This is a genomic window from Sinorhizobium americanum (assembly GCF_001651855.1).
Classification (GTDB): Bacteria; Pseudomonadota; Alphaproteobacteria; order Rhizobiales; family Rhizobiaceae; genus Sinorhizobium; species Sinorhizobium americanum.
In genome coordinates this window covers 1-13,652 of the sequence record NZ_LNQC01000072.1, presented here as the reverse complement: position 1 = coordinate 13,652, position 13,652 = coordinate 1, and the positions used below count along the sequence as shown (strand labels likewise).

At 58.8% G+C, this 13,652-nt stretch carries 9 protein-coding genes and 1 pseudogene; 4 read left to right on the top strand and 6 right to left on the bottom strand.

Annotated features, from left to right (window positions below; translation table 11 throughout):
• Positions 1–492: 492 nt before the first annotated feature.
• Entirely contained in the window at positions 493–2,067 is a 1,575-nt protein-coding gene (locus ATC00_RS21735; RefSeq protein WP_064254391.1) for an FAD-binding oxidoreductase, read from the top strand.
• Between the two features lie 4 nt (positions 2,068–2,071).
• On the top strand, positions 2,072–5,089 hold the full coding sequence (locus ATC00_RS21730; protein WP_064254390.1) for an ATP-binding protein: 3,018 nt from the start codon (positions 2,072–2,074) through the stop codon (positions 5,087–5,089).
• On the opposite strand, the gene ATC00_RS21725 is transcribed toward ATC00_RS21730, so the two are convergent.
• The 5 genes from ATC00_RS21725 to ATC00_RS32660 form a co-directional block, all read right to left on the bottom strand.
• Positions 5,078–5,779 (bottom strand): Crp/Fnr family transcriptional regulator, encoded by a 702-nt coding sequence (locus tag ATC00_RS21725; RefSeq protein WP_064254389.1) that lies wholly within the window; start codon positions 5,777–5,779, stop codon positions 5,078–5,080. The two genes, ATC00_RS21730 and ATC00_RS21725, sit on opposite strands and share 12 nt — an antisense overlap.
• Before the next feature lie 175 nt (positions 5,780–5,954).
• The gene (locus ATC00_RS21720; protein ID WP_153045264.1) at positions 5,955–7,160 is read right to left on the bottom strand and encodes a hypothetical protein; all 1,206 of its coding nucleotides are present in this window, start codon (positions 7,158–7,160) and stop codon (positions 5,955–5,957) included.
• Positions 7,161–7,500: 340 nt separating this feature from the next.
• The gene (locus ATC00_RS21715; protein WP_064254387.1) at positions 7,501–8,481 is read right to left on the bottom strand and encodes a hypothetical protein; all 981 of its coding nucleotides are present in this window, start codon (positions 8,479–8,481) and stop codon (positions 7,501–7,503) included.
• Between the two features lie 78 nt (positions 8,482–8,559).
• The gene (locus ATC00_RS21710; RefSeq protein ID WP_064254386.1) at positions 8,560–9,738 is read right to left on the bottom strand and encodes a hypothetical protein; all 1,179 of its coding nucleotides are present in this window, start codon (positions 9,736–9,738) and stop codon (positions 8,560–8,562) included.
• An 872-nt stretch (positions 9,739–10,610) separates the two neighbouring features.
• On the bottom strand, positions 10,611–11,267 hold the full coding sequence (locus ATC00_RS32660) for a hypothetical protein (protein ID WP_161951936.1): 657 nt from the start codon (positions 11,265–11,267) through the stop codon (positions 10,611–10,613).
• Between the two features lie 301 nt (positions 11,268–11,568).
• Here ATC00_RS32660 and ATC00_RS21700 point away from each other — a divergent pair, with 301 nt between their 5' ends.
• Complete coding sequence (locus ATC00_RS21700) at positions 11,569–11,916, top strand: tyrosine-type recombinase/integrase (RefSeq protein WP_268801745.1); 348 nt, start codon at positions 11,569–11,571, stop codon at positions 11,914–11,916.
• 100 nt (positions 11,917–12,016) lie between these two features.
• Positions 12,017–12,161 (top strand): annotated as a pseudogene (locus ATC00_RS32655) (transposase domain-containing protein); the annotation flags it as partial.
• A 205-nt stretch (positions 12,162–12,366) separates the two neighbouring features.
• Here the strand turns inward: ATC00_RS32655 and ATC00_RS21690 are convergent.
• Positions 12,367–13,527, bottom strand: a complete 1,161-nt coding sequence (locus tag ATC00_RS21690; RefSeq protein ID WP_064254382.1) for a tetratricopeptide repeat protein — start codon at positions 13,525–13,527, stop codon at positions 12,367–12,369.
• Positions 13,528–13,652 lie beyond the last annotated feature (125 nt).

Below are 13,652 nucleotides of genomic sequence, written 5' to 3'. Positions count from 1 at the left end.
TGGCTGGCCGTCCTCTGCGTTAATACTGACCGACGTGCGCTGCAGCGTTGACAGTGGACAAGCCGAGGCCGTTCGGCCTGCGTAGCCCCAAAGCATGAGTGCGTCAACACCGTGAAACCAGTCAACTTTTACGGGTGTTGCCATATTTCGTACAGCCTGGCATTGACGAACTCAAGTTTTCGAAATAGCTTCACGGAGGGTGGCAAGCTGGCGGGGCGCCAACCACATTCCGGTGTTTGAATTGCCTCGTTCGGGCCGCCAAGGAATTGGGCGCTTTCTTGAACGGATGAGTTGCTTCTGGCCGATCTCAGGATCAGCACAAATGCCTCGCTACGTCTGTGGCCACAACGTTGCGGGTTCGCCACAGGCGAAATTACTCCTGCAGTTCGGACCAGGCGGATGATCTGCAGGCAAAGCGCAGGTGCGAAACAACCATCTGCAACGGCGGCGCCGCGATAGTCAGCCGCTGCAGCTACTTGGGGGAGAATAGATTTGCTTTGGTATGACAGCCACGCGCAGCGCCTGCGCCGCGTTGCCCCTGCCTGGAAAGCTCGGGCTAAAATAGGACAAACGGACGCGGTCGCACCACACTATGCTGAAGAACTGCAAAAGAGGATTGTCGGCACAGTCGTCCTTCCAGGTGACCCTGATTATGATCGCGATCGTCTACTGACGAATCCTCGTTTCTCGGCGTTTCCCCAGGTGATCGTCTATTGCGAGGTCGAGAACGACGTTGCCGAATGCATCCATGTGGCACGCGCATTGAGCCTGCCGGTTGTGGTGCGCTCGGGCGGGCACAGCACCGGAGGGTTCTCGTCGCAAGATGGATTTCTCATTGATGTCAGCCGGATGAATGAAGTCGTTGTCGATACCGCGAATTTGAGCGCCTGGGTCGGGCCGGGGACGAACTTCCGCAAGTTCAACGCCAAGCTCCAGTATTTTGACCTTCACACCCCCGGTGGAGCCTGTGCCGATGTCTGCATCGGAGGCTATATGCAAGGTGGCGGCTACGGGTTTACCGCCCGGATGTTCGGAATGAACTGCGATCAGGTCCAGGCGGTGCGCTTGATGCTCGCGGACGGACGGATGGTCGACGCCGATGAACATACGAACAGCGACCTGTTCTGGGCAGTGCGCGGCGGGACCGGCAGTAATTTCGGGGTTCTGCTCGCGGTCAAGTATCGGCTCTACAAGGGCAATGATTTCGCCGGGTTCTCCATCGTCTGGTCGATGAACACCGATGAAGAAGCGGCCAATGCGGCGAGGGCGCTGGCCTGGCTGCAGGAACATTTCATGCGCACCGGCGCTCCTGACAACCTGGGCTACCAGATGATATGGGCGTTCGAAGGCCCTGTGACCCAGCCCAAGGAGCCGATGCTGCTGATGCGCGGCATGTACCGGGGGCCAACGGACGAGCTCGAAACAATTCTGAAGCCGGTGCTTGACCTGCCAGGATCAACGCTGCAGGCGCTTTACGATCCCCAGCCCTATACGGACCTCAACCGCATCTTGCTCAGCGAACCTTACGAGGTTCCGGAGTTCCCGGCCGATATGGTCCCGATGCCACCGCCCGAAGCCAAGTTGAGCCGCTATTTGGCGCGCCCGCTTGCGGCTTCGGATTGGCTGGGCCTGATCGACTATTTCCGCACCAGCCCGAGTCCCTATACGATTGCAGCCATGGAGATCTATGGCGGAGCTATTGCCGCAGTTGGCTGCGAGTCCAACGCCTTCATCCATCGCGACGTCTATTGTGACCTCTTCTTCGACGTCTTTTGGGTTAGCGAAGACGAGCGCGAGACAATGCTGAGCTTTCTCGAAGGCTGGGAAAAACGAATAGCCCCTTACTGGTGCGGGCGCGTCTATCAAAACTATCCCAGTCCGAAGAATCAAAACTTCGGCGAGAACTACTGGGGCGAAAGGTATGCTCTTCTGAGAGCCATCAAGACGAAGTACGATCCAGGTAACCTCTTCCGTTATCCCCAAAGCATTGCCCTCCTTGAGGAGCCCCTCGATAGCGCAATGATACCCGAATTGGCCGGTCCTATAGCCTATAGCGACGGGACGTGATGAGATGACCACGCAGCAGGCGTCAGCCCGGACGGTTGCCAATTGGCTGGCCGGTCTTGGTCTCGGCGCCTATGCGGATGAATTCGCGCGCGCCGACATCGACCTGGAGGCGCTTGCCCTTCTGAGCGATGCAGACCTTACGGAACTGGGTGTCAGATCGCTCGGTCATCGACGCAAGATCATGGCTGGCCTGTCACATATGGCAGCGGGTGAGACCGTTGATCTCACGGCATCGGAGCTCAGATTCGTGACCGTGATGTTCTGCGATCTAGTCGGTTCGACACGACTTTCGCTGATACTTGGCGCCGAGCGCTTTGCGGAGCTGCTGGACGGCTTTTACAGGGCCGTGAACCAAGCAATCGATCCCTTTGGCGGCTACATTGCTCAATATCACGGCGATGGTGTTCTGGTGTATTTCGGCTATCCGAAAGGCCTTGAAGACGCTGCCATTCGCTGCGTGCTGTCGGCTGTCAAGGTCGTGGCCCGTGTCGCGGAGCTTTTGACACCGCACGGAGAGCGGGTCGCCGCCCGCGTGGGCGTTGCGAGTGGCGTGGCGGTGGTGAACGGGCACAACGGCGGCAGGCACCTCGAAGGCGGGCGAGCTTTCGGTGCCACGATAAACCTCGCAGCGCGGGTCCAAGGCGAAGCAGAACCCGGCACGATCGTTCTAGCAGAAACAACCGCATCGCTCGTCGAAGACCAGTTCGATCTTTACCCACTTGGCGCGCGCCAGCTGAAGGGGATCGACGATGCATGCACACTTTTCGAGGTCCGCGGCCAGCGCTCGCCCGAACTCGGTGCGGCGATGCTCTCTAGACCGGGACGAGCACGATTCGTTGGGCGCCGAACTGAGCTTGTTCAACTCGCCGAGTACTGGACTCGCGTGCTGTGTGGCGGATCGATTGCGGTAACCGTGATCGGCGAGGCAGGCATAGGAAAGACGCGGCTTATCTCGGAGTTCTTGACGCCTCTTCGCGCTCAGGGGAATCCCGTTCGTCGCATCGTCAGTCGGCCAGGGGGCCAGGATATTCCCTTCCATGCATTTCTCCCTGCCTTGGAACGCGATCGCGAAGACGGGGAAGAAGCGCCTGCCGCAATCATGCGGCTGCTGGATGACGCCTCAGGCGCAAACCAATCGGAACGACGTCAACGAAGGACGCAGCTAATAGCGGCAATGGTCGACTACTTTGCCGGTGACGCCCGCACTCCACGAGCAATCTGGCTGGAGGATATGCATTGGGCCGATCCTTCAACGATTGAAGTCCTTTCAGCCCTCGTTCGATGCAAGCGCTCCGGCCTGTTCCTTATCGCGAGCACGCGCGCACCTTTGCCCTTCGACAAGTTTGGTGATGCTGGTCAAATGGCAGCGCTAGAACTTTCTCCCCTGGACATCGAAGACGCGGGACAGATCATTCTGGATATTCTGTCTGACGCCTCGGGAAGTGCAGCGTTTGTTCCGATCCTGGCACAAAGGGCAGAAGGCGTCCCGATTTTTGCCGAGGAGCTGGCCCTCGAGATGCGCGCGAGGCTTGGGGCGCCCGGAACCGGCGATTCTGTTCCTGACGCTGCCCACCTCATGTCGTCGAGCTTGCAACAAAGTCTCCAGGCGCGAATTGGGCAATTGACCATAGCGCGACCTTTGATGCGGCTGGTTGCCAGCATCGGGCGCGAGGTGCCGGTTTCACTGTTGCGCGATCTCTGGTCCGGCAGAAACCCAATCGAACTCGCTCTCATCGAAATCGTCGAAACGGGATTGGCCGAGCTGAAACTTTCGCGTCGTGACGATCAGGAAAATCACCTTGTCGTGCGCCACCAGCTGATCGTCGATTGTGCGTATGACATGATTCTCACGCGTGATCGCATGTCGATCCACTCCCAGATTGCCGACGCACTCGAGAGCAGGGTCTCACAAGGCTTTGCGATAGAACCTGCGTTGCGCGCAGGACAGCTCGAACGCGCAGATCGCCTGTCCGAAGCGGCCGAGCTGTGGGCGGCCGCCGGCCGCCGCGCAGCGCTGCAGTCAGCGGACGCCGAGGCAGTATCGCTCTATCGACGAGCCATTGGCCTGATCCCCCGGTGCGCAAATCGTGACAGCGAATGGGGCGAACGGTTTGAGGCCGATACGTTGCTTGCGATGTTCTCTGCAATCGTCGGAGCCTATGGGTACCGGGCAGCCGGACCTGACATCCTCACTCGCATCCAGGGGCTGAGCAGGCGTCTTGGAGGTCCTGAGCGTGTTTTCTCGTCGTTGTTCGTGCGGTGGCTCCAAATTGCCACGCAGGGCGACATCGACACCGCCCACCAATTTGCCTTGGGTCTTTCCGGTATCGCGGATGCGGACAACACCGGTCTCCAGCGGTTGATGCTTCACCGGATGATCGGCTCCACTTCGATGTTTCGCGGCGAGTTCGTCGATGCCAAAGTTCATCTCGCTGCTTTCCTCGACGCATATCAGCCTGACCAGCACGCCCGCCAGTTGCGTCAGTTCGGTGTGACCGACAACTTTGTCACTGTCCTCTGCTGTCAGGCGGCAATCGAGGGTATATCGGGAACGCACGACAGCACTGTTGGCGCCATCGAGAGGGCCGTAGGAGCCGCAGAGGCATCAGGTCACGCGCACACACTTTGCCATACCTTGACCTTCGGCGCCTCGCTGCCAGCGGCAATCCGCGGGGACTGGGAAATGGCGAGCCGATACACTCACCGTCTCAAGCAACTTACAAATGACCGGGGGCTGGTATTCTGGATGCTCTTCGACGGCATGCTAGGCGGCATACTGGAAGTGGCTCAAGGCGACCATCGCTCGGGGCAAGCAGCTTTTAGACAGGCGCAGGAAGCGCTGGAGGCGCAAGGGTTTCGCTTCATGGGACCGACATTCAAGCTCGTTATGGCACTGGCTGCACGCGATAGCGGAGCATCGCTCGACCTGGACCTCGTCGAACTGCAACATGAACTCTTGGCCGGAGAGCGCTGGCTGGTTCCCGCTTGCCAGGCACTCATCGGCTCTCCTTCAAAGGCCTGAGAGCAAAGCGTCGATATTGTGAAAGACAATCCTGCGCCTGCCGGCCTCGATCATGCCGTCGGATGAAAGGCGCGCAATAACCCGGCTGACCGCCTCGCGATTGGCGCCGACATAGGTTGCAATGGCGTCGTGGGTCGGGGCAGGCTCAAGCACACCGCCTGGCCTTAATTGCCCGGTCGACTGCGCCAGACGTGAAAGCAGCACGCGGACGCGCTTGTCGACATCGTGCACGACAAGGCCGAATATCCGTTCAGTCAGCGTCCGATTTCGTTTTGCCAGGTCTCTCGCGAGATTGAAGCCGATTCGTGGTTCGCGTTCGATCCAACCGCAAAACATCGAAGCGTGCATAACGCCGAGCTGGCTTTCAGATAACGCTGATACGGTAATCGAACGGGGCTGGCCGTCCAGCGCCGCAAGCTCTCCGAAATAGCTGGCCCGTCCGATCTCGGTAAAGGCAACTTCCTTGCCGTTTGCCGAGAGCAGCAAACCAAGGAGGCGCCCCGAAAAGACGATGTAGAGATCGTCGGTACGCTCGCCCTGTTCGACGACGATCTGCCCGGGTTTGACCGACCTCAGGTACAAGCTCTTGGCAAAAGCAGCGCGTGTGCTCTCGTTGAGCTCCGCGAGCAGCGAAACCGATCCGAGCGCCGCGCCGGCACTTCCGCAAGCTGGTAAATTCGCCTGGGTCATGATCGAAGCCCCTTTTGTCCTCGTCGACGGGCGCTAACGCATGCGTAGTCTAGAGCCCTTCCGCGATGTTGGAAGGGCTCTGAGACCACAATTTAGATGGTTAGCGCTTGGCTGAAGGCCGCTTCGGCCGTCACAGGCTGCTCCTCGTCAAAGGCTGACAAATGTTTACCGAGACTTATCGCAGTTGCTGCCCCAGGACGTCGCTCAGCAGAAACTCCGAGCTTGCCTTGCGTGCCTGGCGCAAGTCGAAATCGTGACTGTCGGCTGCTCGCGCCAGGAACAAGCGGACGAGATCCCGTGTTGATCCGATCGGCCAGCCATTGACAAAGTCGATCGTCTTACAGGCTCGGCTCGCAGGTTCCTGCAAGATGGTCATCAGCACGGGCGATGGATCCGCGATAGCCAGATTGTTGATTGGATTGGCTCCTTTCACCACCACGGCGGTACCCTTCGTGCTCGAGACCAGTTCGGCGGTCAACGGTTGTCCGGTGAGGACGCTCACCAGTCGCTGCTGCAAGCCGCGGAAGGCCCAGGCCGGCTGCACCTGGTTCGGCCGATAGAAGATTTCGACGCCGCCGTCGGGATATACGCTCATCAGATCGTTCGCCGACAAATCCGCATGCATCGTCTGCATGCGTCCGGCCAACCCTCCCGAGATATAAAACATCCCGCTTCGGGTATCCGAGTTCAGCGCCACGACTGCTCCGATTGCGGTTTCGACCGCCTTCCAGAGCGGCACCGCCGAAAGATCAGGTCCACCGATTGCCTGCGCAACCGTAACCCCATCTTCAACGATGCGGCGGGACAGAGTGCTGATCGCGTACTGGATGGCCAGGATGGTTTGGCAGTCGTCTTGATCGGGCGGGTTTATCGCGGTGACCACCTGCTGCCAGATCCCGGCGACTTTCTCACGGGCCAACAGCGTCGGAGCTTGCGCGGCAATGTATGAGTCGAGGGACTCCTGCCATTGTTGCTTCAGCCAGAGATCCGGAATCGATTGTATCAATCCGGCAAGCACCCAGGTTGCCATTCGTGCAGTGCTCGTTGCGACACCGGTCCCGAAGGCGTTCGCCGATTTCGGCAGGGCCGCCGCCACTGCGTCCGAGGCTGCTTGCGCGGCCTCGACCAGTGTGTCGTCGTCGCTTTCGAGCACCAGCTTCAGCCGAACGAGCCGCTTGGCGAGCTTGCGATCCGCCGTGTTCGTGGCCAGGGCCTCGCGGATAATGGTCGAGAAGTCGTCGACGAAATAAGGCAGCTGGGGCACCGGGATGCCGTCAGATACGACGCCTTCTTTCTCGACGATCTTGACATCCAGCCAATGTTCCATCAGCTCGACCGTGTTTCGTTTCGAAAGCCCGACGTCGATAAGTTCGCCGTTCACGCCAACCGGGCGAGTCCGGGGCCTCCCTGCGAGGATCTCTGCGGGCTGGCCAGTGCCCGAGGCAAGCGGACGCAGCCGGCCGCTTCCCTGCCTGGTTCGTTCGGTATCTTGTTCGGCTTGGAGTGCCAAGCGCGAGTAATACCTCAACTCCACGGGGCCGACCGACTGTCGCGCAAGGGCGGCGGGCGGCTGCAGATCCGCCTTGTGGCGGTTCAAAAGCGCCGTGTAACCGTATCGCGCCTGATCGAGGAAGGTAGAAACCGTATCGTTTGCGGCGGCATAGGCCGAATACCAGTCTTCGGGAGAAAGGTTTGGATTGATGAGGATGCCCGTATCCCAGTCATTCTCGCCCTTCCGTGCGTTGCCGAGAGCTGTAAACATTGCTCGCCCCCCCTTTCAAGAAGAAGCGGATTACGTCCTCGTTCGTCTTGAACGACGCTTTCAGCGACGTGTTGAGATGGGATAGCCGGTCCTTCAGCAATACGATCTGTGTCTCGTGCCATTCTATCAACCAATCCCACTGAGGTGGGTGCATGGCCTTCGTCGCTGCACCACTGGCGACACCCTTCGAGTCGAGATCCATGGGTGCTGCCTGATCCCCTCCAATGAAGCGGTGCATGAGGCGGAACAGGTAAAAGGGCGCAATATTGTAGAGGCTTCGGGCCGAGGCCACGGCGTTGTCATTCGAGAGCAGCGGCTGGATCAGCTTCTTGTCGACCTCGGCGATATAGTCGCCGATCTTGTCGGGGTCGGCATGCGACGTTGCCCAAGCCTCTGCCGCATTTTCGGCGGGGACCTCGAACAATTGCAGATACGTTGCGGCTGCCTGGATGTTTTCGCCGGCAAACTCGAGCTCCTCTCCGCTCGTCACATAAACGATGATCTCGGCCGCCGCTTGGATCAAGGCCTTCAGTTCGGCCGAAGCTTCGCTAGCATTTTTTTCCGCGATGATCTCGACCAGGTCGAACTGGGCTTTGAGGTCCTTTATCCGGTTGTCTGCCAGGGGCTCCGTATTCGGCTGCAGCAACGAGGGGGCTTCCGAGGAAAGCACAAAGAACCTGCTCATCGCCTCGAATGCTCTTTCTCGTTTTTCGTCGCCGTTGTTTCCGGCGCTCCTTTCGGCCTGCTGAACGACGCTGACATATTCGGTCTCGAGCACCGACATCGGATGGACCGCAACAGCGGACCAGGCGGTTGCGGTCGCATCCTGCGAGGTATTGAACACCGGGGCGGGATTTGGAGGGGGGGGTGTCTGGGCGGCAACCGCCCTTTGCGCCACGCCAGCTATCGTGTCGAAATAGAGATCAACTTGCCTGGTCATCGCCGGGTCCCTTTCATGGGCGTGAAAACGAATGATCAGCGCCGGCCGGAAACCCGGCGCTGACCGTAACGTGCACGCTCAGTTCGGAGCGTTCTGGATTGTGGCACCCCATATCGCTATCAGGCCCTTGTTGAGCTGGTAGCGCACACTCAGCGAGCCGTCCTCGTTGAGCGTATATGTCTCGGTGTGGGTGGCACTCGCGCTTGCCGAGAAGAACGGCCAGATTCCGAAAGATGCCTGCGCTTTGATCTGCTGGAAGTCAGCCTGGGAATAGGTCGCCTTCGAGGTGACGACGAGGTCATATTCACTCACCACCAGGAGTGACGACATGCGCCGTGCAAGCGAGCCGTTGGCGCCGAAGAAGGAGTCCCAGGTGCCCATATTGGAATTGGGATCCCAGATCGTGTTGTCGTTCTTCCCGTTATAGGCACGGCTTACCATCGAGCCGTCGTACCACTCGGCCGCATCCGACACGACGGTCGCGTATTTGCCAATCGTCCCCTTGATGGTGAAGGCACTGCTGGCGGCCGTCTGGTTCAGTTGCTCGAACGAGCCGCCCGCACTGGCGCTGAAAATGTCATAGAAGCCGGACGCTGATCCCGAAACCATAGTCCCGTTCGAGGACGTGGATGCAGTGGTCGAATCGTAGTCGATTGAGGCCGAGCCACCTGTGTTGATCGCCTTCGTTGCCGCGTCGATCGTGCAGGAATAGCTCGGAAGAGTGAAGGACTTGCCGGAGTCATCGGTGAACGTCATGTAGAAGTTCTTGTCGACGTAATTGCTCAGCGCCACGTTCAGAGGATCGCTTAACGTCTTCTTGAAGGCCGTGATAGCCGCGGTTTCCTGATTCGGATCAAGACGCCGGCTGGCCCATTTCTTGAACAGCTCGAGCTGGCTGAGATCACTGGTGTCGGCGTTCCTGTAGGCGATCCAGTTGGAATACTGATCACCGAGTGCGGCGCGAAGGCCACTCGAGGTGCTGGGCAGCATTGCATGCAGCATCTGGTTGTAAGCGCTGGAGCGCTTGTTCTTGCCCGAGGGATCGTAATAGGCGGTGGTCGATTGTGGCGGCACTGAATCAGCCATCAGGAACAGCCCGCTGGAATCGGCGCTTTGCAGGCCGAGGGTGCCTTGCGCCATTTGAAACGTGTTTGAATCCATGCCGAGGGCGCGGACGACCTCGTTACGCCAGCCGGCATTTAGGTCGTTGACGACTTGTTGAACTGAACCACTCGTGAGCTTGAGATCATGTTTCATTGAAGGGTTCCTCCTGTGGCTTGCCCCCGAAATTCGAGGTGGTGAGTGCCTTGGTGGCAGGAGAAAGACTATTCGCAGCGCCCGGGTGTCTCCGTGCGCTGGGACACAATTGGAAGTTTTCTTTTATGCGCCTCTAGTTTTCATGGTGGTTACCGACAAGCCGTTCACAGAGTGGTTCTGCGGGCGCCTGACGCAGGCGTCTGCCTTGAGCCGAGCGGTCCGGCCGTCGGCGGGCGAAAACGGGTACAGCTTGGCAATTCCTGCCGCTTGGCCACAATGACTTCTTCGACACTGTGGAGGCTACGCGTTCCTGGAGTTGTTAGTTACCGACGATGCCCCGGCCAAGGCGACCGCACCTTGCAGCGCTGATCGATGCGACAACACGTGAAGCTCGGCTGGACGCGCGGACCACATGGTCATATGTCCTCAGGGGCTTCACTTAAACGTTGTAGGGAACTGCCTTCGCACATGCTTCCAATTGGAGGCCGCAAATGCTTGTCGTTTTTCTAGTTGGCTTTCGTGGTTTCGGGCAGACGGCGTGTGCCGTCGCTCACCGGCGCGAGCAAGCGTATCTCAAGCTGAAAGATGGCGAATGGAGTAGCTATTGCTCGCAGTTCAGCGCGTGTGAAACATGAGACGACGCTGGATGTTTGAGCGGGGCTGGGAGTTTTGCAGCGACGCAGTCTCAACGTCTCCACCTGACCTCGACGGGTTGCGGCAAAGCAAATGGACATTGAGCAGGGACGCGCACGAATGTGAGCACATCCCCCGAGCTGGGCGACAATCTGGATGATACCGTCACCGACGACTGCGACACCAGAATCTTACCCGGATTGTCGCTTTGCAATGACCACCGCTCCGTCGCTCGCGCGCTACCGCGCTGAACGAGGGCGGGTGGCGATAATGACGCTGGCGACGGCGGCGACAACGATGGCGGCAACAGCATCGCTCTCGGTGAGACCGGCAACGCCAACGGCGGCAGCGCGGCCGATGCCGGTGACGGCGGCGATGCGCTCGGCGCTGGCGTTGGTATCGGCATGGGTGCCGGTGTCGGATCCGGTAATGGCGGCGGCGGCGGTGCCACTGCGAATGGCGGAACGTCCGGCGCTGCCGGCGGCGGGACTGGAACCGGCGGAGCGGCAACCGGTGGCGCTGGTGACGGCGGCTTTGCCCTCACGGGTGCATGGGCTGGCGATGCCTTTGCCGGTGGCGGTGTAGGTGGAGCAGCCACAGGCGGTGCAGGCGGCGCAGGCGCTGCAGGTGGCATCGCTACGACCGGCGGTGGCGGCGCAGGCTCGGGCGGCACCTGGGGTTCCTACAATGGTTACGATAGTTTCCTCGAAGGAATCTCCTCCGCATCGGCCGATGCGGTGATCGACACCAACGCCTTTCCAGTAAATCGTGCTTGGTGCCAACCTCAGGGCAACACCATCGACATGACAGTCGTTGGTGGCAACTACAGCTCGACTGCCATCGGCGAGGACGACGACGACGCCGCGTGACAATGAGACGACACTACCGGTTCGCAACTTCGCAATCGGGCATTGAACTGGACTGCGGGTTCGCCCCGCACAGTCCAACAGCACCGAAATAAAAAAATGGGGCTGATAATGACGCCGGCTTTAGACCCTTTTTGTCCTGAACGGCGACGGGAGAGCAGCCACTGGACGAGTCGCCGACAGGCCAGCTACTGCAACAACGCTGAACGCAAACAGGATTGCACAGCAATATATGTAATGCATGTCGGATTCCTACCGACTTCGCCAAAAACATTGCCCAACGTCGCCGGCCGCATCTGCCGTGTGACAACGACCAACCTGTTCGGTATGCGTGGGATCTAGTTTTGAGCGTACGTCTAATCGGCGGCACCAGGCGCTGCTGAACAAATACGTCGCCAAAGCGCGCGAGCACTGCGTCTCCCTTCGCTCAAAGCGGGTATCGCCCCATGTTTTGCGGGACAGCGCTGCCATGGAGTTGCTACAGGCGGGCGTCGACCGCTCGGTCATTGCCCTGTGGCTTGGCCATGAGGCAATGGAAACGACGCTGACCTATCTTCGTGCACATCTTCAACTGAAGGAATCCGCACTCGCAAAGCTGAAGCCGTACGAACGCGCGGAGGCCGAGCGATTTCGACCAAACGACCGGCTTCTGGAATTCCTGAACGCCCTCTGGGCATGAGAACTATGCCGAATATCAATGACAAGTCTCCAACCGAAACGAAGCGCGTTTCAACTGGTATGTTCGAAGAGGTGCTCGCATGGTTCGACGGTCGGCATAAACCGCCAAGCTCAACGACATCGATCCGCAGGCGTGGCTTGCCGACGGTGCTCGCTCGCATCGCCGACACCCCGATCACCAGGCTCGAGCAATTGCTTCCGTGGAATTGGCAGCCACCGAAGTCCCTACAACATCAGGCTGCCTAACCTGCGGCCCTGGCCGGATGGTTACGTTGGCGATCCAGCCCGGAGAAACTCCCCCGGGATTCTGGCTTTGAATCTTTGAATGGTGGAGCGTCGATATGAGCAAACTCGTGCCTTATCTCGTCGCCGAGTTAAAGGGTGTTCGGGCGAGGTTGGCAGCGCTAAAAGCGTAATAGAGCTTTGGGCGGTTTCCGCTTCAGGCGATCGGCTATCGCTTCGCTGTCACCTTCATCAGGCGGGAGATGTGGCGTTCCGTCGTGGGGAAGCCAGGTTTCAGATGAGCGTGCACTTGGAAGTGATGCAATGCCCTATCGCCTACGCCTGCACGGTCGTACATCATCGCCAATTCAAAATGACTTCTGGAAATAGAAGGATCGAGGCTGATTGCCTGTTGGTGGTTGGCGATAGCCTCTTGGTACTTCCCGTTTCGAAATTGACTTGCTGCCAGCTTTGAAAATCTGAGGCCGTTGGGAGCGTCGAAGTATTCGAGTCCACGCGCGAAGGAGGCTTCTGCCGCTTTGAAATCTCCTTTTTTCTCGAAGTATAGCCCAAGGTGATGATGCGCATCGTAGTTCTCATCGCAGGCCGAAGCTGCTCGCTCAAATGATTGCCTGGCCAGCTCAAGATCCTTCATGCGAAAGTGGGATGCACCTATAAGGAAATGCACGGAAGAGAGGCTAATTTGCTCAACGATTGGCGTGCTGATACTTATGGCGCCTGGATAGTCCTTCTGGACAAAAAACCTTTCTCCGGCCTGCAAAATCCTTTCGCGTAAATCACCATTGATGTGGAAGACAGGAACGTCAAAGGGGGTGCCAATCGCGATATGCGAGAAGAAGCGCCGCAGCTCATTTGTCCGCTTAAATTTGGCCAACACGTTGTGCATTGCGCCTCGTACGCCGAATGTTCTCACCCCATCGATCTGGGGAACCAGTAGCGCGTTGTAGAGATCAAGTGCGCTTTCAAAGCCGTACCAGATGTCGATCGCTGTGCGCTCGTGCTTGCCAACGATTACAGGGGCCAGATCGCTGTATTTTACTGGAGCGGACGGCGAGCGAGGAAGATTCTTGTCAAGCACGATCTGGGGACCGATCGCAACAACGCGGCCGGCGCCGAGGAGCGTTCCGAACAGAATTGCTGCATACCCGCCCATGGAAGTCCCGGCAACTGTAACCCTGCTGAGATCAAACTTTGCGCAGTGCGCCCGTAGTAAATCGAGCAGCTCGTTAGCATTGCCCGAAAGGCCTGGAATAGCGCCATTGTACCAGGACTTCCCCGGATCCCGGATGAAGATGGCATTCGTTTCATATTCAGCGAAGCTTGTCAGTCCCTGAAGCCGAGGGGCATCTGCCCAGCTAAAATAGATCAATAGATCGCCACTTGATGGGACCGATCGTATCGTGAACACTTCGTTCAGATTATGGGATGGCCCGCCCCTCTCCGGAGCGATCGGTTAGATTGCTCTTGTTGCAAACGAGAGAGGAACGGACCGAT

What these genes read in the sequence shown, in the direction of transcription:
- ATC00_RS21730 (WP_064254390.1), top strand. Translation starts at nt 2,072, where the DNA reads ATGACCACGCAGCAGGCGTCAGCCCGGACGGTTGCCAATTGGCTGGCC.
- ATC00_RS21725 (WP_064254389.1), bottom strand. Translation starts at nt 5,779, where the DNA reads ATGACCCAGGCGAATTTACCAGCTTGCGGAAGTGCCGGCGCGGCGCTC.
- ATC00_RS21715 (WP_064254387.1), bottom strand. Translation starts at nt 8,481, where the DNA reads ATGACCAGGCAAGTTGATCTCTATTTCGACACGATAGCTGGCGTGGCG.
- ATC00_RS21710 (WP_064254386.1), bottom strand. Translation starts at nt 9,738, where the DNA reads ATGAAACATGATCTCAAGCTCACGAGTGGTTCAGTTCAACAAGTCGTC.